This is a genomic window from Arthrobacter sp. SE2 (assembly GCF_058244265.1).
Window position 1 is genome coordinate 428,876 of the sequence record NZ_JBZAYA010000001.1, and the last position, 25,028, is coordinate 453,903.

Genomic DNA, 25,028 nt, shown 5'->3' on the forward strand with positions numbered 1-25,028 from the left:
CGGCCTCAATGAGTGACATTGTTTGGGCGCCGGACGGCAGCAATTTGGTGGTTCACGCGGACAACGCGGATTTCCTCCCGACGCTGCCGGACGGCGCCTTCACACTGATTTACGTGGACCCGCCCTTCAATACGGGCCGGGTCCAGAGCCGCCAGGAAACGCGCATGGTCCGCAACGCCGACGGCGACGGCGACCGCGTCGGCTTCAAGGGACGCTCCTATGACACCATCAAGGGCGCCCTGCACAAGTACGACGACGCCTTCAGCGACTACTGGTCCTTCCTGGAACCCCGGCTCGTGGAGGCCTGGCGCCTGCTCGCCGACGACGGCACCCTGTACCTGCATCTGGACTACCGCGAAGTGCACTACGCCAAGGTCATGCTGGACTCGATCTTCGGCCGCGAGTGCTTCCTGAACGAAATCATCTGGGCCTACGACTACGGCGCACGCGCCAAGAACCGCTGGCCCACCAAACACGACAACATCCTCGTGTACGTCAAGAACCCTGCCAAGTACCACTTCGACAACGCCGAGGTCGACCGTGAGCCGTACATGGCGCCGGGCCTTGTAACGCCGGCCAAACGCGAACTCGGGAAGCTTCCCACGGACGTCTGGTGGCACACCATCGTTTCCCCGACAGGCAAGGAAAAGACCGGCTACCCGACGCAGAAGCCGGAAGGCCTGGTCCGGCGCATCGTCACGGCATCGAGCCGGCCAGGAGACTGGTGCCTGGACTTCTTCGCGGGCTCAGGAACCCTTGGTTCGGTCGCGGCGAAGCTCGAGCGAAGGTTCGTGTGCGTGGACCAGAACGCCCCGGCCATCGACGTGATGCGCAAGCGCCTGGACGGCAAGGCCACCTTCTACCCCAACTAGCGAACCACTGAACTTCCCGTGCCCAGCTCCTCGATGCGGGCCAGGACATCGGGTGACGTCAGGTTCTCCCCGAGCAGATTGGGCTTGCCGGTCCCGTGGTAGTCGGACGATCCGGTCATGAACAACCCGTGCTCGGCAGCCATGCGCCGCAGGAACACGCGGCCTTCCTCGGGATTGTCGCGGTGGTCCACTTCCAGCCCCAGAAGGCCGGCGTCGATCATTTCCCGGTAAGTCCGCTCCCCGACCACCCGGCCGCGGGCCGAGGCCACCGGGTGCGCGAAGACGGGGACACCGCCCGCCGACCGGACGAGCTCGACGGCGAGCGCCGGGTCCGGTGCGTAGTGCTGCACGAAATAGCGCGAGTGCGAAGTCAGGATCGCCGTGAACGCCTCGGAGCGGCTCGCCACCGCACCGGCCGCCACGAGGGCGTCGGCGATGTGGGGCCGGCCCACAGTGGCACCCGGAGCCACATGATGGATGACATCGTCCCAGCTCAAGGGGTAGTCCTCGGCCAGGAGCGTGACCATCCTTTTAGCGCGGGTGAGCCTCGCGTCTTTCGCCTTGGTGATTTCCTCGAGCAGGCCGGGATGTGCGGGATCGTGGAGATAGCTGAGCAGATGGACGCTGATCCCCTCCCGGGTGCGGCACGAGATCTCTATCCCTGGCACGAAAGCCACTCCGAATTCGCGGGCTGCGACCGAGGCCTGCTCCCATCCGTCAGTGGAATCGTGGTCGGTCAAGGCCACCACATCCAGACCCGCAGCTGATGCGGAAGCGATCACTCCCGCGGGAGCCTCGGTCCCGTCGGAAACATTGGAGTGCGCGTGCAGGTCGATCTTCACTTTCCAAGCGTATTTGATTGGGGACGGCTTGGACCGTTTCGGCGTTGGCCTAGTGTCGGCCTTGATGGGACTATTGGACGGTGAACGATGCAGATAACACCCAAAACGGTGAAACCACAGCCTCCCAGCCCCTGGAGGAGCGCGTCAACAACCGCTCCCAGCGGCCCACATCCGATGCCTTCAAGGCGTTCATGGCCAGCAATTGGGCGCCTGCGCCGCAGGTGACCCCTGCGCGCGACGCCGTCGCAGACCATGCCGCGACGCGTCGTCGGGCCATCTCCGACAAGTTCGCGGGCCTGCGCCTCGTTGTACCTGCCGGTCCGCCCAAGGTCCGCTCGAACGATACCGACTACCGCTTCCGGCCCCATTCCGGCTTCGCCCACCTCACGGGCTTGGGCCTGGACCACGAGCCCGATGCCGTGCTGGTCCTGGAACCTGTCGAGGAGGGAACCGGCGACGACGGCGGCAACCACCTCGCGACGCTCTACTTCCGTCCGCTCGCCGGCCGGGACACTGAACAGTTCTACGCCGACTCGCGTTCTGGTGAGTTCTGGATCGGCGCGCGTCCGACGCTCGCCGAATTCGAAGCGCGCCTCGGACTCAGGACGGCGCATCTCGACGAACTCGAGATGGCCATCACCAAGAACGTGGGTGCCCCGGAAATCGGCGGCATCTCCATCCGACTGGTCCGCAAAGTCGACGAGAACATCGATGCCCTCGTGGACACCGCCCGCTACAACACAGCGAAGGATCCGGAGAACCTGGACCTCGGCGAGCTCGATGCCTTGGACGAACTGCTCAGCGAGGCGCTCTCCGAGTTGCGCTTGCTCAAGGACGACTGGGAAGTCGAGCAGATGAAGACCGCTGTAGCGGCCACCGTGGAGGGTTTCGCAGAGGTGGTCCTCGCCCTCCCCCGCGCCATGACCCACCACCGCGGCGAACGCGTCATCGAAGGCGCCTTCTTCGCACGTGCCCGTGAGGAAGGCAACGAGCTCGGCTACGACACCATCGCGGCCGCAGGAAACAATGCCACGGTGCTGCACTGGACCCGGAACACCGGCAAGGTCAACGCCGGGGAACTCGTGCTGCTCGACGCCGGTGTGGAGGCAGATTCCCTCTACACAGCCGACGTAACGCGTACCATTCCCGCCAACGGAAAGTTCTCGGACGTCCAGCGCAAGGTCTATGAAGCCGTCCTTGACGCCGCCGACGCCGGATTCGCCGCAGCCCAGCCGGGCGTGAAGTTCCGCGACATCCACACCGCCGCCACCACGGTCCTCGCAGAGCGCCTTGCCGAGTGGGGACTGCTGCCGGTCTCCGTGGAGGAAGCCATCAGCACCGAAGGCCAGCAGCACCGCCGCTGGATGCCACACGGCACCAGCCACCACCTTGGGCTGGACGTCCACGACTGTGCTCAGGCCAAGCGTGATCTCTACCTGGACGGCGTACTCACCGAGGGCATGGTGTTCACCATCGAACCCGGGCTCTACTTCAAGGACGAGGACCTCGCCATTCCGGAGGAATACCGCGGAATCGGAGTCCGGATCGAGGACGACATCCTGATGACGGCAGACGGTCCCGTCAACCTCAGCGCCGCCCTCCCCCGCAAGGCCGACGACGTCGAGTCCTGGATGGCGGGCATCTACCAGGACGCCGAAGCGTAACCACTGAGGCAAAAAACACGAGGAGGGCTACCGGATCTTGAAGATCCGGTAGCCCTCCTCTTTTGCTTTGCGCCGTCCTAGTAGTGGTGGCCGGCTGCGATGATGACGAGCTCCTATGCCACGTCCTGCAGGAGTTCAAGCACGTAGACGCCGGCTTCCGTCCACTGAATTTCGGCTTTTTTACACTGAGATTTGCCGTTTTGACCACTGAGATTGGCGAAATCCACACGGAGACGCCCTTCGGCACTTGTACCCTCCTCCTAGGCGCAGCACCGATAGTCGATCCCCCGTTTGGTGCTGTTGCCACGCTCGGTTCGTTGGTGGCGGGGCTTGTGTATCGCCACCAACGAACCAAGTGAGATAGCAAGAACGTCACCGATCCGTCGTGGCCGATCGGGATGTCATTGAGTCTGAGTTTCTCACCAGCGACGTCGGAGAATGGGAAATGTGGTTCGAATTTGAGTGGATGCTCCCCCAAGTCGGGGCAGTCGAAACATGACCAACAACTTTCCCGCCATTTCCCTCAAAAGCGTTCGTCGCCACTATGACGACGGTGCCGGAAACGAGAAGGCTGCACTAGATATTGCTGAACTGGAGATCCAGCCGGGTGAACTTGTTGCCGTCATTGGCCCATCTGGATCCGGCAAGTCAACCCTGCTCCAGTTGGTCGGAGGAATCGATTCGCCGACTGCAGGACGTATCGATGTAGCAGGACTCCGTGTCTCCGGAATGGACGAAAAACAGAAGACAATCTTCCGGCGGGAGAATGTCGGATTCATTTTCCAGGCATTTCATCTTGTTCCAAGCATGACGGTAGTGGAGAACACTGCGTTGTCATCGATTGTTTCCGGCCAAAAAGGCTTGCGTTGGCGAGCAGATGCACTGGTGCTGCTCGAACAGCTGGGACTGTTTGAATATGCCGATAGATTCCCCGACCAGTTGTCAGGCGGACAACGTCAGCGGGTCGCCGTAGCTCGAGCGCTATTCGGGGCTCCTAGCATCGTCCTCGCCGATGAGTCGACAGGAAGCCTCGACTCGAGGAGCAGAGATATTGTTCTCCGTCTGATTCGCGACGCGATTGGCGGCGATCGTCGTACCAGCGGGCTGATGGTCACCCATGATCCATATGCTGCGAGTTATGCCGACCGGATCATTGCGCTGAGGGACGGGACGATCATTGATCAACTTGACCTCAACGCACCACATCAGGAGGGAGATGCTCACCATAATGAACGCGTTCGCTCGTGGTTTTCGGCAACTTCGCTTTGATTTTCCGCGATATGGAGTCGCAGCGGTTGCGCTGGTGTTCGGCGTAGCGCTCATTTTCGGCACTCTCCTCACATCGAAAAGCATCAACGACCAGCTCTCGCAAGGAGTTGGCTCGCTATCAGGCATTGGCGACGTCGCCGTGGTCCCTGCTACTCCCGGGACGACGGCCCCCGAGAGCGCAGTGAGGGCAATTGCGGATCTCCCTGGGGTTGCGACGCCGATCCCGACTCTGGCTCGGAATTCGAGCGTCCGGCCCTCGGGAACCTCTGGCACCGGCCACCCCCTGACGGTTACCGGTTACCCCACCACGCTCAACACAGAGCTTCAACTTAGGAGGCTCGAGCTTAGGGGCGGGCTCCCTGCCGTAAACAAGCCCGAGGCCCTGGTTCCGGCTGACGTCGCTTCGCGCTTAGGTGTGGATTTAGGCGATTCGCTGGTGGTCGCGTCGAGCGATGGGACCACGCAATTGCGCGTCGTCGGCGTGTTCAATGGCAAGGTTCTTGGGCCGTTGGCATACGACAACATCTTTGTCGATTTGTCCTACGCCCAGATGATATTCAACCAACAGGGCCAAGTATCAAGAGTTGACATCCAGCTGACGGCCGGACACTCCGCGGAACGCTGGCAGAGCGAATATTCGTCCAGCCTGCCTTCTCAGTTCAAAGTGCAGGACACTTCTGCCCTCAATTCGACCCTCGGTCCCCTCATCACCGTTGTTTCACTCATCTTGATGATCGCCTCCTGCACCGTTCTCGGCATTTCGATCCTCCTATCAGCGACGGCCTTCCAAGCCGTCGTGAACGCCCGCCGGCTGACTTACGGAGTCATGAGAGCCGTCGGCGCCCGCGGTTCCTGGCTGGCAGGCGCCGTCTTATGTGAGGCACTGATGCTCGCGTTCGCGTGCTCGGTGGCCGGGTTGGGGCTTGGGTTTGGCGTCAGCTGGATCCTCAACCAAGGGCTATCGTCGATCGGCAACATACCTGCAGCAACCGTGGCGGCCGAACTTTGGCAAGTTCTGCTTGCCATCCTGAGCGGGGTCGCCGCGGGTTGCGCCGGGGCCGCTCGGGCCATAGTGAAAGTGCTACGCCAGGCCCCTCTTACGGCCATCTCGCCTGAAGGTGCGGAGCGCAGGTCTGGGCAGAGACTCCGCGTCGCCGTCGGCATCATGCTCCTCGCATTCGGAGTCGCCAGCTACTGGCTTGGCTCCGTTGTCGTGAAGCTCGTTGGCTTCGTCCTGTCGCTGGCCGCCGCGGGTTTCCTTGCTCCGTTTATTCTCGCAGCCGCCACCAGGCTACAGATCTTCAAGGGGTGGACAGGCAAGGCCGCGGCCCAGCGCCTCCGCAAACACGCATCGCTCGACTCTACGACGGCCATCATGGGCGTTGTCGTCTGCCTGGGTGCAGCCCTCGTGATCGGGGTCGGATCTGTGAAGAGCGCCATGACGGAGCAGATTGTTCGCCAATTCGGGGCCGACATTCAAATATCCTCCACGACGCCTATCACCGAGAAACTGGACAAACGCTTGGGGTCCATTGAAATGATCAACAGGGTTTCAGACACTGTTTGGGACCGCGGAGCATTGCAGTTCCAGGGGACCTCGAGCCAGATTGCAATCCTTGCTGTCGATCCAAACAGCTATTTCGCCACAGCCCAGCTTCCATGGCGCCGGGGAAATGACGGGACAGCGCCCCTTGCCCTGGAAAAGGGAGGCGCGGTCATCATTCCTGAAGCTCTCGCCGTGAGCCGCGATATTTCCTTGGGCGACACCGTCAGATTAGATCGGGCAGGCAAAACCCTCTCGCTTCGGCTGGTCGGGACGTTTGCGTCCTTGGCAACAGGGAACCAAGTGGTGATGAGTCGTGACGCGGCTGCCGAGCTCGGAATCACTGGATCCAACGGCTGGAATGTAGAAGCGAAGCCGGGCGTCGACGTCACAGCGCTACGGGACCAGATCGCTGATTCTGTTGCCGACATCCCTGGGGTCTCGGTGATCACGGCCGCCAAAATGAAGGATCGCGCAGAATCAGAACTCGGTTCATATGCCGGAGCTGCCTTCGGCATCGTGGTGCTTGCACTCAGTCTCGGCGCGGTCGGCGCCGCCGGCCTGCTCTCAGTCGGCGTCGCTCGTCGGGAGAAAGAGTTCGGGATGCTGCGCGCGATTGGCGCCACCCGGGGCGACATAACGAGGCTAGTTGCCGTTGATGCGATTTTGCTCGGAATTGCAGCCTTGGCAGGGGGTCTTCTCGTTGGTCAGCTGGCTGGGGGGGTGCTGACCCAGCTTGTCGCCGGGGCACTCGGAGTGACGCTGAGCCCGACTGTTTCCGTCCTGGCATTCAGTGGAATCGCAATTGTCACCCTGACGGCGTTATGCCTTGCGGCGATAGGACCGAGCCGCAGGGCGGCTCGAATAAAGCCGGTAGCTGCCTTGAGGGCTGAGTAGCGGCGAATCCGGCAGCGTGGGAGGCCCTGCGGATCGTGGCCCAGCGATAGCTACTGCTTCGCCGGATCCTCACCGTTGGCGGCCTGCTCGCCGCTTCCGGGTTCGTTCACCCGCACACCGTACTGCGGACGGCCGTCGGGAAGATCCGGGTAGCGGACGCCGGCGGTCGGGGCCGGGGCTGGGGCCGGGGCATCCGCAACAGGCTGGGCGGGCTCGGCGGCCGTGCCCTGTCCGGCTTCGGGTCCACGCTGGCCATAGGGGTCCTGCCAGGACGCTGGACGTTCCGGAGCCGGGCCCTGTGGCGCACCCGGATGGACCGGCGGGTTCCGGTAGTCCTGCGGCGTGTATGCCTGCGGCGGTCGGCCGAAGGCTGCTTCGGAGGGATTCATCGGCAACTGGTGAAGGAGACGGCGGGCTTCCTGCGATGCTTCCAACGCCACAATGACGTCATAGTTCGTCGCTACTACCTGGCTGGTGGAGGTGAAGTCCCGCTTCCCGCGCTGAGCAGCGTAGGTGACGATCCCGAAGAGCATGAAGAATGCCGCGCCCATCAGGACCGACGTCACAATCGAGAAGGGTCCCCCGGCAGGGGTAAAGAACGAAAGCATGACGCCCACGAACAGGCCGAACCACATACCGCTCAGGGCGCCGGACAAAGCGACCCGCGGGTAGCTGAGCCGTCCCGTTACCCGCTCCACCATTTTGAGGTCGTTTCCGACAATGGAGACATGCTGGACGGGGAACTGCTGGTCGGCAAGATAATCCACCGCCTTCTGGGCATCGAGATAGGAAGTATAAGAGCCCACGGTGTCGCCCTTGGGGACGCTGCGGGATTCCTCCGTGGCCTTAGGGGCACCGAAAATGTTCGCCATACCCCCATTCTGTCCCATACACATGTGAACCGGCTGAAATTCAGCTAAAAGAGAGCAGACTCGGTAGCCTGTAAGGGTGAGCACAAATCCTTCACGCATCTTTGTTGCGCGCTTGCTCGGCCTCGACGTTTTCGACCCCCTCGGCGATCGCCTGGGCCGGCTGCGCGACGTCGTGGTGCTCTCGCGGGGCCTGCGCGGGGCCCCGCACGCAGTGGGTATCGTCGTCGAAGTTCCGGGCAAGAAGCGCGTCTTCGTTCCCATGACCAGGCTGACGTCCATGGACCAGAGCCAGATCATCTGCACCGGACTGGTCAATCTGCGCCGCTTCCAGCAACGCGGTGCCGAACAGCTGGTGGTCGGCGAGCTCTTTGATCGCAAGGTGACCCTCAAGGACGGCAGCGGCGATGCCATCATCGAAGACATCGCCATGGACCAGCAGCGCAACGGTGACTGGCTGGTCTCCAAGCTTTTCATTCGACGCGGCACGTCTACCTCCAGGCTGCGAGGGCTGCGCCGCGGTCACACCCTCCTGGTGGACTGGGCGGACACGCTGCAGGGCTCCGAGAACGACCCCCAAGGCGCCAGTCACTTCGTTGCCACCCACGAGGACCTCAAACCGGCCGACTTTGCCGACGCACTCCAGGAGATGTCGGACAAGCGACGGATCGAAGTGGCCAGCGAGCTCCAGGACGAACGCCTCGCCGACGTGCTCCAGGAATTGCCGGAAGAGGACCAGGTAACCCTCCTGTCCGCCTTGGACAACGAACGCGCAGCCGACGTACTGGAAGAGATGGACCCGGACGACGCCGCAGACCTGTTGGCAGACCTGCCTTCCGCAAAGGCCGAGGAACTGCTGCTCCTGATGGAGCCCGACGAGGCTGACGACGTCCGCAGGCTCCTGCAGTATGACGAAGACACCGCCGGCGGGCTCATGACCCCGGTTCCCGTCATCCTGCCCCCGGAAGCCACGGTCGCTGAAGCGCTTGCCCATGTGCGCAGCGAGGAGCTCTCCCCTGCCCTGGCCTCGGCCATCTTTATCTGCCGCCCGCCGCTGGAGACCCCCACGGGACGATTCCTCGGCGTCGTGCATATCCAGCAATTGCTCCGCAGCGCCCCGCCCGAACAGCTGGGCAGCATCGTGGACAAGAACCTGGAGCCGGTTTCCGATCACGCCAGCGTCAGCGAGGTCAGCCATACCATGGCCTCCTACAACCTCAACTCCCTCCCGGTCGTGAATAGCGCCGGTCGCCTCGTAGGGGCGGTGACTGTTGACGACCTCTTGGACCATTTGCTCCCGGACGACTGGCGAACCCACGAAGACGGAGCCCCGATCAGGAAACTAGGAGGCCGAATTGGCTGAGAAGCCCACCAGCGGAGGACTGGACACCCCGCTCGAGCTACGTTCCCGCATGCTGCCGAACTTCGGCAGCGATCCCGATGCCTTCGGCCGATTTGCCGAGCGCTTCGCCCGCTACATGGGTACGGCGAATTTCCTGTTCTACATGACGATCTTCGTGATCGTCTGGATTGCGTTCAACGTTATTGGCTTGTTCGGCTTCCAGTGGGATCCGTACCCGTTCATCCTCCTGAATCTTTTCTTCTCCACGCAGGCCTCCTACGCCGCACCCCTGATCCTGTTGGCCCAGAACCGCCAGGACGACAGGGACCGCGTGACAATCGAGCAGGACCGCGCCCGTGACGAGCGCAATCTGGCTGACACCGAATACCTGACCCGTGAGGTCGCGGCTCTTCGCATCGCCTTGCGTGAGGTCGCTACCAGGGACTACGTACGTGCAGAACTCCGCTCGCTGCTGTCGGATCTGCTCGAAGCGCAGGAGGAGTTGGGTCCGAACAATTCCGGCGGCTCAAACAACGGCGAGAAAGCCAAGGACAAAATCAAGGACAAGCGCAATAAACAGCGCAATCCCCCCACACAACAGATTCCCAAGGTCCATCCGGCGCATTCGAACGCGGAGCAGCCTGCCCCCGACCTCTCGGCAGTCGGCACTTCGCCGGCGCGTCACTCAAGTCCTCCCGCCCAGCCCGAAAGCTGAACATCCACCCCATGAGCACACCATCTGTCGAGGCCCTCAACGCTGCCTTGGCAACCGTTATCGATCCCGAACTCCGCCGTCCCATCACTGAGTTGGGGATGCTGGATTCAGTAGAGGCCAGTCCGGACGGAACCGTCCGGGTTGTGGTGCTGCTGACCATCGCCGGCTGCCCCCTGCGTGAGACGATCACGGCCGACGCCACGGCTGCCCTGACGAGGGTTCCGGGCGTGACGGGCGTCGAGGTCGAGCTCAAGGTCATGACACAAGCGCAGCGCGACGCACTCAAGGAACAGTTGAGAGGCGCAGGGGGGCAACGTGGAATCCCCTTCAACGAGCCGGGCTCCCTAACGAAAGTCTTCGCCGTGGCCAGCGGCAAGGGCGGTGTGGGAAAGTCCTCGGTGACGGTCAACCTTGCGTGCGCACTTGCGGCGCAGGGGCTGCGCGTGGGAATCGTCGACGCCGACGTCCACGGCTTCTCCGTCCCGGCGCTCATGGGAATCACGCAGCAGCCCACACGGGTGGACGACATGATCCTTCCGCCCGTGGCCTTCGGCGTAAAGGTGATCTCCATTGGCATGTTTGTTTCCGGGAACAAGGCGGTGGCCTGGCGGGGACCCATGCTGCACCGTGCGCTGGAGCAATTCCTCACGGATGTCTATTTCGGCGATCTGGATGCCCTGTTCCTGGATCTTCCGCCAGGCACGGGCGATATCGCCATCTCGGTGGCGCAGTTGCTTCCCAACGCGGAAATCCTCGTGGTGACCACCCCGCAGGCCGCAGCGGCGGATGTTGCCGAGAGAGCCGGAACCATCGCAACGCAGACCGGCCAGAAGCTTGCCGGAGTCGTCGAGAACATGTCCTTCCTCGAAATGCCCGACGGCGGCAGGATGGAATTGTTCGGAAGCGGCGGCGGGCGGGTGCTGGCTGAGCGGTTGAGCGCCGCCGTCGGCGCCGACGTTCCGCTGTTGGGACAGATCCCCTTGGACATCCGTCTGCGCGAAGGCGGAGACGCGGGCCGTCCCTTGGTGTTGACGGCTCCGGAGACGGCCGCCGCACAGGCACTTCAGGGCATCGCTGGAAAGCTCAACGCCAAGCCGCGCGGCCTCGCCGGAATGTCCCTCGGGATCCAGCCGAAATAGCTTTTTTAGGTGGCCTCGGCGTCGAAGGGCGCCTTTTCACCAATGGAAAGCCGTTCAACAACGCGCTCGGGAACCTTCGTGGGGGTGTCCACGGCGACAGGCGCACCGTCGCTGACAGGCTTCGTGTCGTCGTCGAGCAGTGCTTCCTTGATGATCCGGCGCGGATCGTACTGGCGCGGGTCATACTTCTTCCAGTCGACTTCATCGATGTCGATGCCGACTTCTTCCTTGATCTGCTCGCGGGCACCGGACGCCATGCGCCGCAGCTCCTTGACCAGGTTCGTCAGCTTCCGCGTGTATTCAGGCAAACGGCTGGGGCCGATCACGATGACGCCGATGATCAGCAGGATGAGAAACTCCGAGCCATTGATTCCAAACACGTATCGAAGATTACCTTGTCCGTTGGTCCGCTCAGAAACCCGCGAGGCCCGCCAGGGCATGGAGTCCCCGTTGCAGCCGTTCGTTCCAGGTCTCGGCGCTGTTTTCGGCGGGCCGGGCCACCACCAGCGAATCGCCCGCCTTCACGAGCTCAGGAACGGCTCCCGCAGCCTGATTGGCAGGCATGTCGGAGGAATATCGCAGCACGGCCACCGGCGAGGAATAGACGGCCTGCCACGGGGCCCCTTGGGTGATGGACAGTTGGGTTCCTGAAGTGCCGCTGCCCTCCAAGTGCTGCTCCACCAGGGTGGCGTGGTGGTCACCGTCGCTGAGGTGCAGCTCAACGGCGGGATGCCCGTCCTGTATCAAGGCCCGGGCGGAAACCACGTGGTATCCCATGCTCGCCATTTCGGGACATGCCCAGCCGTCTCGCCGCAGTTCGGACAACTGCTGCTCGCTCAGGCTCACCGTCCCGGCCACGCTCGCGGGCAGACTCAACTGCGCACCAGTCACGGGGAGCTGCTCTCCGACGTTTGCGGGCACGGTTGAACTGACCAGCGTCCGGACTTCCTGCTCTCCGCGGTTGGAGGCCTGCGGCGTAACTTCACCGCCGACCGCGTAGGCTGCAACCGCCAGGATTCCGGCGCTCACGGCGAGTCCGCCGGCCGCGGCGCTGGCAAGCCGGATACCGTGCCACACGCTTCGCTGGGGCACAGGGCGCTCAGGAAAATCGGATTGCGCCAACCGCTGGGTGTGTTCGATCAGCCTGTTGGTGAAATCCTGGCTCGCCTCCGGAACCGCGGCACGGCGAAGCCGTTCCAGGTACTGGCGCTCCCACAGGACCGCGGCGTGGCATTCAGAGCATTCCTGCAGGTGGCCCGGGGCGCGGCTGTGCCGGATACTTCCCCGGGTCAAACCACCGCGTCGTCCTTTCAGCAGACCCATCGGCGACTAAAGGAGACCGGCGATGCGCGGCATCTTTAGCCGCGGCTTGCGGGCTTGGACGGGACGCGGATCCCTGTGCGCCAGCTTTTCACGAAGCATTGTCCGTCCGCGGTGGATGCGGGACCTGACGGTCCCCAGCTTCACGTCAAGTGCTTCGGCGACTTCGTCGTACGAAAGGCCTTCCAGATCGCAAAGCACGACGGCGGCGCGGAAGTCCGGGGGGAGTTCTTCCAGGGCGCGCTGGACGTCGAGATCGAGGTTGTTCAGCTCGAAGCTCTGCTCGGGCCCGGGTTCATGCCCCGGCAACCGGGATTCGGCGTCTTCGGCCAAGGCATCGAAGCGTATGCGGCTCTTCCGACGCGCCGTATCAAGGAAGAGGTTGGTGGTGATGCGGTGCAGCCAGCCGTCGAGTGTGCCTGGCTTGAAGTTTTCGAGCGAACGGAAGACCCTGACGAAGACTTCCTGGGTGAGGTCTTCGGCGTCGAACTTGTTTCCAGTGAGCCGGTAGGCAAGGCGGAAGACCTTGGCGGAGTGGTTCTCCACCACTTCTTCCCAGCTTGGCCTGACCCACTCTTCGGCCGTAGGGGCCGTGTCGGTGGAACCCAGGACTGCTGCCGTTGTCTGGACTGGCGCAGCACTTGATGCCCGCATCGTCCGCTCCCCTCAAACTGTTTGTCATCCTGCCGGTCACTCAGGAGTTCGTTGCCGGCCCTCGCTTGGATGGCTGGATATACATCATCCCAGTCTTGCCTGAGATTTTGCTGATCACAGGCAGGCTTTTCCCGCAGAGCGAACATTGTCCGGAGGACACGCGGGAAGACACCCGGAAAGACACAGAATTGCGGGCCGCGGGCGTCCGGGCCGGACGCCCCGTAGCCAGTAGTCTGGAAGCAATACCCCTCTGCCTGGAAAGCGAACCCCCATGAGTGCCGACAAGTCAACCAGCTGGTCCTACGCAGAAGATCTGCCTGCCGAGGACGACGTGTTGCTTCGCGCCCGTGAACGCTCTTTCGAGCTGGGCGTTACTCCCGTGAGCCCCGGCGTTGGAGCTGTCCTGACAGTCCTCGCCGCGGCATCGAAGGCCCAGACGGTTGTGGAGGTCGGATCCGGAGCTGGCGTCTCCGGCGTGTGCCTGCTGCGCGGCCTCAGCCCGCAGGCTGTGCTGACCACTATCGACGTCGACGTCGAGCACCTCAAGGCCGCCCGTGAGGCCTTCCTGGAATCCGGCAGCCCCGCGAACCGGACCCGGACCATCTCCGGCCGTGCAGCCGACGTCTTGCCGCGGCTCACCGACTCCGCTTACGACCTCGTCTTCATCGACGCAGACAAGCCCAACTTCCCCCGTTATGTCGAGCAGGCCATCAGGCTGCTCAAGTCGGGCGGAACACTGGTCATCAATGACGCCCTGGACAAGGACAAGGTTTCCAACCCGGCTGCCAGGGACAGCACCACCGTGGTGTTGCGCCAGATCGGCAAAGCCATCCGCGACGACGAGCGACTCTCTTCGGCGATGCTTCCTACCGGCGACGGCTTGCTGGTAGCGGTCAAGAAGTAACCGGCCAGCCTTCGCTTTCAGCCTTAAACATGAAAGCAGGGCGCCGGCTCTTCTGCCGGGCCCTGCCCAGTGAATCTATTCGGTAACGCCAACAAGGCATTCCTTGAGGTTCGCCGCCTCTGCTGCGTTGAGCTCGACCACCAGCCGTCCTCCGCCTTCGAGCGGCACACGCATGATCAGGCTGCGGCCCTCTTTGGTTACTTCCATAGGGCCGTCGCCAGTACGTGGTTTCATAGCCGCCATTAGGAAAATCCCCTCCAGTTGTCCCAAATCCCGCCAACCCGGCCGGGTTGGCTCCGCGTGGAATATACGGCGTCGACAGTCATGGCAGTTCAGTCGTCGTCGCCGGGCACCCGAGAGTGCCTTTGTCCTTGCTTGTGTCCATTATCTCGTAATTACCCGCCCGTAGCTAATTGATGGACTTTTCCCGGCGGGCCGTGATCGCGCTTGAACAGCCGAAACGACGCGCAGCGTCACGGAGGGTAGTCGCCGCCGCCCGGCAACTGCGCCCACGCCCACAGCCAGACTATCCATACGATCTGGAGGAGGAAGAACATGACCACCACGGTGCCGCGGTAGGCCTTCGAGCGGGACAACCAGGCTGCACTGAGCGCCAAGGGGAACAAGGGCAGGAGCATCCGGAACGTGCTCGTCTGGGGGTGCAGGAAGACCAGGAGGTAGCCCATGTAGCACGCGCACCACAGCCTCATTTCGGTGCCCAGTGCCCGGACAGGTTTGCTCATCATCAGCAGGGCAAAGAGCGCCACGAAGACAAACGGCGCCAGAATACCGAGTACCGGTCCGAAGAGCATTTGACCGGTCTCGAACCACGGCTTGAACGGAACGAGGTCAGCGCCGCGCCAAACAGTTTCGGTCTTGGTGTAGGCCAGCGGATCCCCCGTGACCGCCCAGGCAATGGCCGGCCAGGCGAAAGCCCCTGCCACGCTGACGACCACGAGCGCGGCCAACGATATGAGTTCCCGGAGCGTCGGTACGGCGGCTGTTGGCACGGAGTCCGGAATGGATCCGGCGCCGGAGCGGCGTCCGAACCTCTTCCACAGGTGGTGGAGCAGCAACAGGCCCGCCATGGCCGCGAAGGGCACTCCGGTGGGCCGTGATAGGCACATGAGCAAGACCACGGGCATCGCGCCAAGATACTTACGTCGCACCACAAGTAGAAGCGAACCGGCCAAGAGAAGGGTATTGAGGGATTCCGCATAGGGGACCTGCAGGATGGCCGAGACGGGGAACATCGAGAAGAAGGTCAGTGCCCACAGCGCAGTTGTTCGCCCGGCGAATTCCCGGAACAGTTTGTAGACCACCAGGGCCGCCCCAAGCCCGGCAACCATGGCGACGACCGTCAGGGCCGGCAGCGTCGCCAATCCGGTGAGTGCACCGACGGCGCGGGCAAGGTACGGAAACAGTGGATAGAACGCCCAGGAATTTTCCGCGACGCCGCCGTCCGCATTGACCGGCAAAACAGACGGGTAACCGTTGTTTGCGGCTTCGGAGTACCAGCGCCCATCCCAGATCGTGATGAAGTTCCAGTAGTCGGGTGCTGGCGGAAACCACGGATTGACGCCTTGCTGCAATGCGGCAGCCATGAAAATACAAGCGCTGACGAGCCTCGAGGCGATGTAGATGAGGGCGACCTGGATCCACCACGGCCAGCTCGCTGCGTGGGCTCCGGCGCGGCTCAGTCTTCGGGCCAGGAATCCCGTCGAGGACCGCGATTCGACTGACGGGGTCACTCTTTTGGTGCTTCCTGGGTCCCGGCTGCTTCAAGGGCCAGTTTCAGCCGTTCGATTTCCCTCTCCTGCCAGGTGAGCTGGTCCCTCAGCTCATCGAGGACCTCATCCACTTGGTCCATCCGGTAGCCCCGCAGCCCGAGGGCAAAGCGCACGCGGTCGACGTCGGACGCCTTGGCTCCGGCCGGTAACAGAACGGGCGGCAGGTTCGGAACGGGTTCATCCAACCCGGCGCCGGGGTCGCGGCTGGATTTCGCCATTCCGGCGCCGAGGAACAACACGGCACCGATAATGACAATGGCGAGAAAGACCAGAAAAAAGCTCACAACAACCATCGTGCCAGACTCAGCTGAGAGCTCAGTTCCGGCAAGGCTACTCCGGGCGCTGGTCTCCGTTGGTCGAGGGTGGCCGCGGGATTCCGTGCAGGACGCGGTGAACGGCGTCCGCAGGATCGTCCACAAGCTGGATAAGGTCCAGGTCCTTGGCGGAGACCATTCCTTCGGCCACGAGGGTCCCCTTGATCCATTCGATCATCGGGCTCCAGAAGTCGACCCCCAGAAGAACGATGGGGAACGATGTCACCTTGCGGGTCTGCACCAGGACCATGGCTTCAAACAGTTCGTCAAGGGTTCCCAGGCCGCCCGGAAGGACGATGAACCCTTGCGCGTACTTGACGAACATGGTCTTGCGGGCGAAGAAGTACCTGAAGTTGATGCCAAGGTCCACCCAGCGGTTGAGGCCTTGTTCGAAGGGCAGCTCGATTCCCAGTCCCACGGAAACACCGTTGCCTTCAACGGCCCCCCGGTTGGCGGCTTCCATGGATCCCGGGCCACCGCCGGTGATGACGGCGACGCCGGCTTCGGCGAGGTGGCGGCCGACCTGAACGCCCATGTCGTAATAGCCTGTGCCCGGCTTGGTGCGGGCGGAGCCAAAGACACTGACGGCAGGGCCGAGCTCAGCGAGCGCACCGAAGCCTTCAACGAATTCACTCTGGATCCGCAGGACCCGCCACGGGTCGGTGTGAATGAAGTGCTCGGCTCCCCTGGTGTCCAGGAGCCGCTGGTCCGACATCGGCATGGCGGCCTGTTTGCGCCGAAGCTCCAAGGGTCCTTTGTGCTTGGCTGGCGGCTCCGCGGCTACGGCCGGAGCTGACGCTGCCGATCCGTTGCTCATCGCCTTTCCATTGGCGTCTGGACTTGGAACTTGGGGCTGGCTGGTACTCATTGACCTAGGCTAGCGCGGATGGGCGCTGCAGCCGTTCCGGCGTGTCCCTGTTGTTTGCGGTGTTGAGTTCCCTGCCCACCAATTGCTGTCAGATAGCTGCAAAGCAGGTATCTGTTGAATCACGATCCGCGGAAGTAACTGTGACCTGGCTCAACTTGAATCATTTGTTCGCTAGATTCGTCTCATGACTATTCAAGCCGCCAGCGATGCACTCGTCTCCCTGAATGGCGTCAATAAGCACTTTGGTCAACTGCATGTCCTGAAGGACATCAACCTCCAGGTGAAAAAAGGTGAGGTTGTGGTTGTCATCGGGCCCTCGGGCTCGGGCAAGTCCACGCTGTGCCGGGCCATCAACCGCTTGGAAACCATCGACACGGGCGAGATTTCGATCGATGGCAAGAAACTGCCCGAGGAAGGCAAGGAACTTGCACTCCTCCGGGCCGACGTCGGTATGGTCTTCCAATCCTTCAACCTGTTCGCCCACAAGACGATCCTCGAAAACGTCACGCTGGGACCGATCAAGGTGAAGAAACAGGACAAAGCAACCGCGGACAAGGACGCCATGGCGTTGTTGGAGCGGGTCGGCGTCGGGCAACAGGCACCCAAGATGCCTGCACAGCTGTCCGGTGGCCAACAACAGCGTGTGGCAATTGCCCGGGCGCTCGCGATGAAGCCGAAGGTCATGCTGTTCGATGAGCCGACCTCGGCACTTGATCCGGAAATGATCAACGAGGTCCTGGATGTCATGGTTCAGCTGGCCAAGGAAGGCATGACCATGATCGTGGTCACCCACGAGATGGGCTTTGCGCGCAAAGCTGCCGACCGCGTTGTCTTCATGGCCGACGGCCAGATCGTGGAAGACGCCAAGCCGGAGGAATTCTTCACCAACCCCCAGAGCAACCGCGCCAAGGATTTCCTCTCCAAACTCCTGACTCACTGACACTGACCGCACCCAGGCCGCGGGGGTGGCCGCACAATGAAAGGAATATCATGAAGACTTTTATCACCCGGAGGAAATCACTCCTGGTCGCTGCAAGCGCGGCGCTCGCCCTTTCGCTGAGCGCATGCGGTGGCGGCGGGGGTTCCACCACCGCGCCAAGCACCGAGTCGGCGCCGTTCACGGTGGCCCAGAACGTGTCCATTACGGGCAGCCCCACGTTCGACACGATCAAATCGAATGGAAAGATCAGGATCGGCGTCAAGCAGGACCAGCCTGGCCTGGGCTTCAAGGACGCCGCGACCGGCGAGTACAGCGGTTTCGACATCCAGGTTGCCCAGTGGATTGCGGCTTCCCTCGGTTACTCCAAGGACAAGATCGAGTACAAGCCCATTCCTTCGGCCAACCGCGAGTCTGCCATTACCAACGGCGACATCGACTATTACGTCGGGACCTACTCCATTACCGACAAGCGCAAGCAGCTGATTGATTTCGCCGGCCCCTACTTCGTGACGGGTCAAGGCCTGCTGGTCAAGAAGGACAACAAGACCATCAACAGCGAGAAGGACCTGAGCGGGAAGAACGTCTGTTCAGCCACGGGTTCAACCCCCATCCAGAACATCAAGGCAAACTTCCCCGGCACCAAGACCACTGAGTTCGACACGTACTCACAGTGTGTCGAGGCCCTCAAGAGCGGCCAGGTCGATGCAGTGACTACCGACCAGGCAATCCTGATCGGCTACGCGTCCCAGGACACCGACAACCTCAAGGTGGTCGGCCAGCCGTTTACCACTGAGAAGTACGGTGTGGGCTTGAAGAAGGGCGACACCGCCTTCCGCAAGTTCGTGAACAAGATGTTCACCGACGGCGGCTCCGTGTGGCAGAAGATCTACGACTCCACGCTGGGACAGTCCGGCACCAAGGTCACCCAGCCCGCAGTGGACAACTACTAAACCCATGTTGAGGGGGCGGCCATTGGCCGCCCCCTCGGATATCGGCTGAAAGCGACCATTCTGTGAATACGCTGCTGAATAATTCGGACCTGTTCATCACAGGGTTCCGGAACACCCTCATACTTTTCGTTGTTGCCGGCATCTTTGCGCTGATCCTGGGCACCATCGTGGCGACACTGCGTGTCTCCCCGATCCCTGCGATGCGCGCCGCCGCGACGTTGTATATCAACGTTGTCCGCAACACCCCGTTGACGTTGGTCCTGTTCTTTTTTGCTTTGGGCTACCCGAAGCTCGGCCTCGTGGAAATTGATTTCATGACCGCCGCAACCGTCGGCCTCAGCCTGTACACCGCTACTTACGTGGCGGAAGCCGTGCGCTCCGGCATCAACACGGTGCCTGTCGGTCAGGCCGAGGCCGCGCGGGCCATCGGGCTGCCGTTCACGCAAACCCTGACGCTGGTGATCCTCCCCCAGGCATTCCGCGCCGTCATCCCGCCCATGTTCAGCGTGTTCATTGCATTGCTCAAGAACACCACAGTGGCTGCAGGCTTCTCGGTCGCCGAAGCGGGAGCGATCAGATCGAATCTTTCCGAGCGCGGCGAGCCGGCCATGGCCGGGCTGCTCTGGATCGCACTGATCTTCGTTCTGCTCGTTTTCATTCTTTCCTTTGTCCAGCGGAAGCTTGAAAAGAAATGGAAGGTGGCCCGATGAGCTCGGTCCTTTTTGACGCTGCGGGCCCGAAGGCCCGCGCGCGCTACCGGATTCTCGGCGTCGTGACCGCCCTGGTCATTATCGCCATCGTCGGATTCATCGTCCTTCGCTTCGCCCAAAGCGGGCAGTTCGATGAGAAGAAGTGGCACTTGTTCACGTTCCCGCTGGTCCAGCAGACCATCGTCCAATCGGTGGGTGCCACGCTTTCAGCTTTTGCGACGGCAGCCGTGTTCAGCCTCGTGCTGGGTGTCTTCCTGGCCTTCGGCAGGCTCTCCGACCGTAAGTGGATCAGCTTGCCCTGCTATGGATTCACGGAACTCTTCCGTGCCATTCCTTTGCTGATCCTCATGATGATCTTCTACTACGGGCTTCCTCCGCTCGGCGTCCAGGGGATCACGCCCTTCACGGCAGTCGTTGCGGGCCTGGTGCTCTACAACGGATCCGTGCTCGCGGAAGTCTTCCGTGCCGGCATCGAATCGCTTCCCCGTGGCCAGAGCGAGGCCGGTTATGCCATCGGTTTGCCGAAGAGTGCGGTCATGACGAACATCCTGCTTCCGCAGGCGGTCCGCTCGATGCTCCCGGTGATCATCTCCCAGCTCGTGGTCATCCTCAAGGACACGGCGTTGGGCTTCATCGTGACCTACAACGAGATCCTCTTCCAGGCGAAGTACTTCGGAAGCCAGGCCCAGTACGGTTCGCCCATCATTCCTTCCGCGATCATCGCCGGTGTCCTGTACGTCGGAATGTGCCTGATCCTGGCTGGAATCGCCAAATGGCTTGAAAGCCGGATGCGCCGCAGCGTCAAAGTGGCAAAGGTGGTCAAGTCGGAAATTGTGGCAATCGAGGGCTAGTCGCAAGAACGCCGGAAACATGGGTGTGGCCCGTGGGCTTGGTTCTGGAACCAAGCCCACGGGCCACACCCACGTTCTCAAGCAAAAATAAGGTCACTCCACCTAGTCAGCCAGCCACGACCGCAGCGCGCGGAGGCATTCACGGATGGCGTCGGCGTCGACGTGTTCGTTGTCTTTGTGCGCCAGAAGCGGATCGCCCGGCCCGAAGTTGACCGCGGGAACGCCCAGCTCGCTGAAGCGCGCGACGTCGGTCCAACCGTATTTGGGTTTGGGCTCAGCACCGACGGCGGCAACGAACGACGCCGCAGCCGGGTGATTGAGGCCTGGCCGCGCTCCAGCGGCAGCATCGGTGCGGACGACGTCGAAGCCGTCCAACAGTTCGCGGACATGGGCTTCGGCCTGGTCCGGGGTCTTGTCCGGCGCGAAGCGGTAGTTGATCTCCACGACGCAGCGGTCCGGGATCACGTTGCCCGCGGTGCCGCCGTTGATCTTCACGGCATTGAGGCTTTCCCTGTAGTCCAGCCCGTCCACGTTGACTGTGCGCGGTTCGTAGGCTGCCAAGCGACCCAGGATGGGTGCGGCTGCGTGAATGGCGTTGCTGCCCATCCATGCCCGGGCGGAGTGCGCAGCTTCACCGGTGGTTGTGGCCTCGAAGCGGCTGGTGCCGTTGCACCCGCCTTCCACCGTACCGTCGGTGGGTTCGAGCAGGATCGCGAAGTCCCCCTCCAGGAGATGGCCATGGTTCCGGACCAATCGGCCGAGGCCGCTCTTGACCGCTTCAACTTCCTCATGGTCGTAGAAGACGAAGGTGACGTCTTTGCCCGGCTCGGCGCCGCCGTCGAACATTGTCGCGGCGAGCGCAAGCTGAACCGCGACCCCACCCTTCATGTCCGTGGCTCCGCGGCCATAGAGGTTTCCCGTCCCGGGGACGCCGGACTCCCATGTGGACGGCACGGTGCCGAGTGAACCTTCCACAGTGGGCAACGGCACGGTGTCGAGGTGGCCGGCCAGGATCACCCGCTCAGGGCGTCCGAGCTCGGTCCGGGCAATGATGGCGTCGCCGTCCCGCACAAGCTGCAGGCCCGGGATGGTGCGAAGGGCGGATTCAACGGCGTCTGCAAGCGCGGCTTCGTTGCCGGACACGCTGTTGATGTCCATCAGCGCGGCGGTCAGCAGCGCAACGTCTTGCCTGATGTCAAGAAGGATTGGAGTAGTTTCAACGGTCACCTCTCCACTGTATCCCGAGCGAATTGCGACTCCTCGGTCCACGCACGGTTTCAAGGGAAGCAGTGGCTCTCGATAGACTTGCGCCATGACTGAAACCGCTGCCTCTGCCGCTCTCGATAGCGCTTCTGACAACGATCGCTCCGCCCATGGCTTTGGCCTGGCCACCATCGCCACCTCCGACGCCGGCGAAGCGACAGTGCTGGACGTATGGTTTCCGGCACCGGCGCTGGGCGAAGCTGCCGCATCCGTGCGGACGGTGGAGCACGCCGACGAGTCGCTGACCGCTCTCGCGGCTGAAAGCCACGACCCCGACCGCCGGACCGAACAGAAGGTGGTCTTTGCCCAGATCAACCTGGACGAGGCCCCCGCGGACACGGTTGACGCCTACCTGCGCCTGCATTTGCTTTCGCACCGGCTGGTCAAGCCCAACAGCATCAACCTTGACGGCATCTTCGGCAAGCTCCCCAACGTTGTGTGGACGAACTTCGGCCCCGCCGCAGTGGACGGCTTCGAACTGACCCGTGCACGTCTGCGCAAGCGCGGCGCCGTCACGGTCTACGGAGTAGACAAGTTCCCGCGCATGGTGGACTACGTCGTCCCCACCGGCGTCAGGATCGCCGACGCCGACCGGGTCCGCTTGGGCGCCTACCTCTCCGAAGGCACCACGGTCATGCACGAGGGCTTCGTGAACTTCAACGCCGGCACGCTCGGCACGTCCATGGTGGAAGGCCGCATCTCGGCGGGCGTCGTTGCCGGTGACGGCACCGACGTCGGTGGCGGCGCGTCCATCATGGGCACCCTCTCCGGCGGCGGCAAGGAAAAGATCGCCCTGGGTGAGCGCGTGCTCCTGGGCGCCAACTCCGGCGTCGGCATTAGCATCGGCGACGACTCCGTGGTTGAAGCAGGCCTCTATGTCACGGCTGGAACCCGCGTGCGCATCCCGGGCCCGAAGGACGACAACGGTGAGGACACCAGCAGCATCATCAAGGCTGTTGAACTCTCCGGCGTGCCGAACCTGCTGTTCCGCCGCAACTCCACCACTGGTGAAGTCGAGGTCCTCCCCCGCAAGGGCCAGACGGTGGAACTCAACGAAGCCCTCCACGCCAACTAGCTGATACCTGGATGCGCCGTCTCCGACGCACCATCATCTTGTTGCTGGCGCTTGCCTTGGTGGCCGGCGCAATCTACGCCGTGGTGACCGTACTGCAGCGCTCCGAAACCTTGGTTACGGAGCGCTGCGTCGCCGTCGTCGGCTCCGACTCCTACGAGCTGGCGACGGACCAGGCCACGAACGCCGCCCTCATCACCGCCATTGCGGTACAGCGGGGGCTGCCTCCGCGCGCAGCCACGATCGCTGTGGCCACCGCCATGCAGGAATCCAAGCTTCGCAATATCGGCCACGGTGACGAAGTCGGCCCCGATTCGAGGGGACTGTTCCAGCAGCGCCCCTCCCAGGGCTGGGGCACCGAAGCCGAGGTCATGGATCCCGTCTACGCGACAAACGCTTTCTATGACCACCTTGTGAAAATACCCGGCTACGAAACCATGGCGATCACTGATGCCGCGCAAGCGGTCCAGCATTCCGCATACCCGCAGGCATACGCGCAGCAGGAACCCATGGGCCGGGCGTATGCCTCGGCGCTGACTGGACATTCCGAACGGGCACTCGACTGCACGCTCCGGGCCGCGGACACTGCCGGTGACCCGAACGCCGTTGTAGCGGCCATGACGACGACGTTCGGGTCCCTGCCGGCCGCGGCGCAGGGACGCGCGGTCCAGTTGAACGCGACGGGTGCGCAGGCGTGGGCTGTAGCCCAGTGGGCCGTGGCGAATGCCAAGGACCTCTCCGTGACGCAGGTCGACGCGGCCGGCGCCACCTGGAACCGGCAGGACCACAAGGGCTGGCAGGATTCAGCGGCGGCATCGGGAACCGTGACCATTACTGTTTCGGCTCCGAAGACGTAGTCCCTGGCTGGGGTTCGGACCTGCGGCGTCAGCCTGCGGGCCGCATACCGCGTGCGTCAGACCAGTAGTTCAACCACCGGCTGGACGTAGCTGCGGAATATCTCCGGCTCGGACAAGAGCCTGTGGCTCATGATCATCTTGTCCGGCTCGAGGTACCAGGCTCGTGGCTCGTTGAGCGGCAGTTCTATGATGCTCAGCTGGAAGTCCCGGGAGCTCCGTCCGACTTCCAGCAGCCGGTCCTCCACCATGTCCCCCAGAAGCAATGTGGCGCCGCTCGCTTCGCGTTCAGCCTCCAGTTTTTCGTACTCTTCGAGGCGTTCACGGGCCCACGTGAGGGCGGACCCGAAGTGGGCCTGGAGTACCCGCCGGAGGGCAGGCGAGTTGCCGAAGGCATTGAATCCCGGGGGTGAAAGCTCCGGAGCGGAATCCGGATATGCCCTCAACAGCTGCTCCCACCATGCCTCCCACTCTGTCTTGAGTGCCGGCACCCCGCCTACCTCGGCGGTGAGATGCGTGTGGTCCGCCTGTCTGACTTTGGGTGTGGCGTGGGACAACGTCGGCGTACCGGCTCCGTCCAATCCAGCAACGTCTCTCAGATACAAGGCAATGAGCATCGGTCCGGAGGTGTCCATTGTGATCCGCCACCCCTGACCGCCTGTGTCATGCATCCGATTGCCTCCCTTGGCAGGTGCCCACTCAGAGTTCCAGTCTATTCCCGATGAGCCTTGACGTTAACGGTTGGACGGGAGCGCAACAAGAGTATTCAGATGCGCCGTCAGTACGTCGCGGCAGACCTCCACCGTCATCCACTCGGGCTGCAGGAGGGCATGCATGCACAGCCCGTCGAGGGTCGCCAGGAGGCGCTCGGCTTCGGTCACCAGACGCTCCTGGCCGGATCCGCCGTCGGGGATCAGCCGCATCACCAGGCGGCCGACGACGGCGGCCACGGCTCGGTGGCTGCGCGCGGCCTCGTGTTCGAGTACCGGCCGGATCCGGGCCGCGTGCCGGAATGCCATCCACACGCAGGCGTCGACGGCCAGTTCCTCGTCGAGCGGCAGGAATTGGCCCAGCAGGGTTAACACGGCGGCATCGTGTTCCGCGGAGCCCGGATCCAAGCATTCGACGACGGCGAACGCTTCCTCAAGCCGCCCGGCGATCCTGTCGATGACCACCGCAAAGGAATGGACCAGCAGTTCGTCGCTGCTGGCAAAGTAGTGGCGGACCGAGCCAACGGCGAGAGCGGCTTCGTCGGCCACCTCCCGCAAGGAGGCGCGTTCCAGGCCATCCGAGGCGATGATCCTGAAGACGGCTTCGACTACTTCCTGGCGCCGGGCTTCGGCATCAACAATCTTGGGCACAAGTCTTTTTAGCACAAACGTGCTT

General features: G+C 62.9%; 26 protein-coding genes. 14 read left to right on the forward strand and 12 right to left on the reverse strand.

Going from position 1 to position 25,028, the window contains the following annotated elements:
• Window positions 1-8 precede the first annotated feature (8 nt).
• The gene (locus AC4CS3_RS02095; RefSeq protein WP_490781998.1) at window positions 9-872 is read left to right on the forward strand and encodes a DNA-methyltransferase; all 864 of its coding nucleotides are present in this window, start codon (window positions 9-11) and stop codon (window positions 870-872) included.
• Here the strand turns inward: AC4CS3_RS02095 and AC4CS3_RS02100 are convergent.
• Window positions 869-1,714, reverse strand: a complete 846-nt coding sequence (locus AC4CS3_RS02100) for a PHP domain-containing protein (protein WP_490781999.1) — start codon at window positions 1,712-1,714, stop codon at window positions 869-871. The two genes, AC4CS3_RS02095 and AC4CS3_RS02100, sit on opposite strands and share 4 nt — an antisense overlap.
• An 80-nt stretch (window positions 1,715-1,794) precedes the next feature.
• Here AC4CS3_RS02100 and AC4CS3_RS02105 point away from each other — a divergent pair, with 80 nt between their 5' ends.
• From AC4CS3_RS02105 to AC4CS3_RS02115, 3 genes are all read left to right on the forward strand, one after another.
• The gene (locus AC4CS3_RS02105) at window positions 1,795-3,378 is read left to right on the forward strand and encodes an aminopeptidase P family protein (RefSeq protein WP_490782000.1); all 1,584 of its coding nucleotides are present in this window, start codon (window positions 1,795-1,797) and stop codon (window positions 3,376-3,378) included.
• Between the two features lie 495 nt (window positions 3,379-3,873).
• Complete coding sequence (locus AC4CS3_RS02110) at window positions 3,874-4,647, forward strand: ABC transporter ATP-binding protein (protein WP_490782001.1); 774 nt, start codon at window positions 3,874-3,876, stop codon at window positions 4,645-4,647.
• The gene (locus tag AC4CS3_RS02115; protein ID WP_490782002.1) at window positions 4,607-7,087 is read left to right on the forward strand and encodes an FtsX-like permease family protein; all 2,481 of its coding nucleotides are present in this window, start codon (window positions 4,607-4,609) and stop codon (window positions 7,085-7,087) included. The genes AC4CS3_RS02110 and AC4CS3_RS02115 overlap by 41 nt, the downstream gene beginning before the upstream one ends.
• Before the next feature lie 50 nt (window positions 7,088-7,137).
• Here AC4CS3_RS02115 and AC4CS3_RS02120 read toward each other — a convergent pair whose 3' ends face one another.
• The gene (locus AC4CS3_RS02120; RefSeq protein ID WP_490782003.1) at window positions 7,138-7,959 is read right to left on the reverse strand and encodes a YflT domain-containing protein; all 822 of its coding nucleotides are present in this window, start codon (window positions 7,957-7,959) and stop codon (window positions 7,138-7,140) included.
• 76 nt (window positions 7,960-8,035) lie between these two features.
• Between AC4CS3_RS02120 and AC4CS3_RS02125 the strand changes: the two genes are divergently transcribed.
• The 3 genes from AC4CS3_RS02125 to AC4CS3_RS02135 are packed head-to-tail and all read left to right on the forward strand — an operon-like array spanning window position 8,036 to window position 11,152.
• The gene (locus AC4CS3_RS02125) at window positions 8,036-9,319 is read left to right on the forward strand and encodes a magnesium transporter MgtE N-terminal domain-containing protein (protein ID WP_236812034.1); all 1,284 of its coding nucleotides are present in this window, start codon (window positions 8,036-8,038) and stop codon (window positions 9,317-9,319) included.
• A 49-nt stretch (window positions 9,320-9,368) separates the two neighbouring features.
• A complete protein-coding gene (locus AC4CS3_RS02130) occupies window positions 9,369-10,013 on the forward strand; it encodes a DUF1003 domain-containing protein (protein ID WP_490782004.1) in 645 nt (214 codons plus the stop codon).
• Window positions 10,014-10,024: 11 nt separating this feature from the next.
• Window positions 10,025-11,152 (forward strand): Mrp/NBP35 family ATP-binding protein, encoded by a 1,128-nt coding sequence (locus tag AC4CS3_RS02135; RefSeq protein ID WP_490782005.1) that lies wholly within the window; start codon window positions 10,025-10,027, stop codon window positions 11,150-11,152.
• Between the two features lie 5 nt (window positions 11,153-11,157).
• Here AC4CS3_RS02135 and AC4CS3_RS02140 read toward each other — a convergent pair whose 3' ends face one another.
• From AC4CS3_RS02140 to sigE, 3 genes are read right to left on the reverse strand one after another with little or no spacing between them, the layout of a single operon-like run.
• Entirely contained in the window at window positions 11,158-11,532 is a 375-nt protein-coding gene (locus AC4CS3_RS02140; protein ID WP_490782006.1) for a twin-arginine translocase TatA/TatE family subunit, read from the reverse strand.
• 31 nt (window positions 11,533-11,563) lie between these two features.
• Window positions 11,564-12,445, reverse strand: a complete 882-nt coding sequence (locus tag AC4CS3_RS02145; RefSeq protein ID WP_490782007.1) for a hypothetical protein — start codon at window positions 12,443-12,445, stop codon at window positions 11,564-11,566.
• Between the two features lie 36 nt (window positions 12,446-12,481).
• Window positions 12,482-13,126, reverse strand: a complete 645-nt coding sequence (gene sigE, locus AC4CS3_RS02150) for an RNA polymerase sigma factor SigE (protein ID WP_490782008.1) — start codon at window positions 13,124-13,126, stop codon at window positions 12,482-12,484.
• Window positions 13,127-13,397: 271 nt separating this feature from the next.
• Between sigE and AC4CS3_RS02155 the strand changes: the two genes are divergently transcribed.
• Window positions 13,398-14,030 carry an O-methyltransferase gene (locus AC4CS3_RS02155; RefSeq protein ID WP_236812041.1) on the forward strand — a complete coding sequence of 211 codons (633 nt, stop codon included), beginning with the start codon at window positions 13,398-13,400 and terminating at the stop codon, window positions 14,028-14,030.
• Window positions 14,031-14,105: 75 nt separating this feature from the next.
• Here the strand turns inward: AC4CS3_RS02155 and AC4CS3_RS02160 are convergent, their stop codons facing one another.
• The 4 genes from AC4CS3_RS02160 to AC4CS3_RS02175 all read right to left on the reverse strand — a co-directional run bounded on the left by AC4CS3_RS02160 (window position 14,106) and on the right by AC4CS3_RS02175 (window position 16,951).
• Complete coding sequence (locus tag AC4CS3_RS02160) at window positions 14,106-14,273, reverse strand: DUF3117 domain-containing protein (protein ID WP_009357720.1); 168 nt, start codon at window positions 14,271-14,273, stop codon at window positions 14,106-14,108.
• 230 nt (window positions 14,274-14,503) lie between these two features.
• Window positions 14,504-15,781 carry a hypothetical protein gene (locus AC4CS3_RS02165; RefSeq protein WP_490782009.1) on the reverse strand — a complete coding sequence of 426 codons (1,278 nt, stop codon included), beginning with the start codon at window positions 15,779-15,781 and terminating at the stop codon, window positions 14,504-14,506.
• Window positions 15,778-16,113 (reverse strand): DivIVA domain-containing protein, encoded by a 336-nt coding sequence (locus AC4CS3_RS02170; RefSeq protein ID WP_437770913.1) that lies wholly within the window; start codon window positions 16,111-16,113, stop codon window positions 15,778-15,780. Before AC4CS3_RS02170 ends, AC4CS3_RS02165 begins: the two co-directional genes overlap by 4 nt.
• A gap of 37 nt (window positions 16,114-16,150) precedes the next feature.
• Complete coding sequence (locus tag AC4CS3_RS02175) at window positions 16,151-16,951, reverse strand: LOG family protein (RefSeq protein WP_490782010.1); 801 nt, start codon at window positions 16,949-16,951, stop codon at window positions 16,151-16,153.
• A gap of 235 nt (window positions 16,952-17,186) precedes the next feature.
• On the opposite strand from AC4CS3_RS02175, the gene AC4CS3_RS02180 reads away from it, so the two are divergent.
• The 4 genes from AC4CS3_RS02180 (at window position 17,187) to AC4CS3_RS02195 (ending at window position 20,453) form a co-directional block, all read left to right on the forward strand.
• Window positions 17,187-17,942, forward strand: a complete 756-nt coding sequence (locus tag AC4CS3_RS02180) for an amino acid ABC transporter ATP-binding protein (RefSeq protein WP_059387486.1) — start codon at window positions 17,187-17,189, stop codon at window positions 17,940-17,942.
• Between the two features lie 50 nt (window positions 17,943-17,992).
• Window positions 17,993-18,892: a glutamate ABC transporter substrate-binding protein gene (locus AC4CS3_RS02185; RefSeq protein ID WP_437770915.1), complete on the forward strand. Its 900-nt coding sequence runs from the start codon at window positions 17,993-17,995 to the stop codon at window positions 18,890-18,892.
• A 62-nt stretch (window positions 18,893-18,954) separates the two neighbouring features.
• Complete coding sequence (locus AC4CS3_RS02190; protein ID WP_437770916.1) at window positions 18,955-19,602, forward strand: amino acid ABC transporter permease; 648 nt, start codon at window positions 18,955-18,957, stop codon at window positions 19,600-19,602.
• Entirely contained in the window at window positions 19,599-20,453 is an 855-nt protein-coding gene (locus AC4CS3_RS02195) for an amino acid ABC transporter permease (protein ID WP_437770917.1), read from the forward strand. Before AC4CS3_RS02190 ends, AC4CS3_RS02195 begins: the two co-directional genes overlap by 4 nt.
• A 102-nt stretch (window positions 20,454-20,555) precedes the next feature.
• Here AC4CS3_RS02195 and dapE read toward each other — a convergent pair whose 3' ends face one another.
• Window positions 20,556-21,680, reverse strand: a complete 1,125-nt coding sequence (gene dapE / locus AC4CS3_RS02200) for a succinyl-diaminopimelate desuccinylase (protein WP_490782011.1) — start codon at window positions 21,678-21,680, stop codon at window positions 20,556-20,558.
• A gap of 85 nt (window positions 21,681-21,765) precedes the next feature.
• Here dapE and dapD point away from each other — a divergent pair, with 85 nt between their 5' ends.
• Window positions 21,766-22,791, forward strand: coding sequence for a 2,3,4,5-tetrahydropyridine-2,6-dicarboxylate N-succinyltransferase (gene dapD / locus AC4CS3_RS02205; RefSeq protein ID WP_490782012.1), 1,026 nt, complete (start codon window positions 21,766-21,768; stop codon window positions 22,789-22,791).
• 11 nt (window positions 22,792-22,802) lie between these two features.
• Complete coding sequence (locus AC4CS3_RS02210; RefSeq protein WP_490782013.1) at window positions 22,803-23,645, forward strand: transglycosylase SLT domain-containing protein; 843 nt, start codon at window positions 22,803-22,805, stop codon at window positions 23,643-23,645.
• Window positions 23,646-23,701: 56 nt separating this feature from the next.
• Here the strand turns inward: AC4CS3_RS02210 and AC4CS3_RS02215 are convergent, their stop codons facing one another.
• Together AC4CS3_RS02215 and AC4CS3_RS02220 are read right to left on the reverse strand one after the other, a co-directional pair.
• Window positions 23,702-24,313, reverse strand: coding sequence for a hypothetical protein (locus AC4CS3_RS02215; protein WP_490782014.1), 612 nt, complete (start codon window positions 24,311-24,313; stop codon window positions 23,702-23,704).
• Window positions 24,314-24,376: 63 nt separating this feature from the next.
• Entirely contained in the window at window positions 24,377-25,003 is a 627-nt protein-coding gene (locus AC4CS3_RS02220; RefSeq protein WP_490782015.1) for a TetR/AcrR family transcriptional regulator, read from the reverse strand.
• Between the last annotated feature and the right edge of the window lie 25 nt (window positions 25,004-25,028).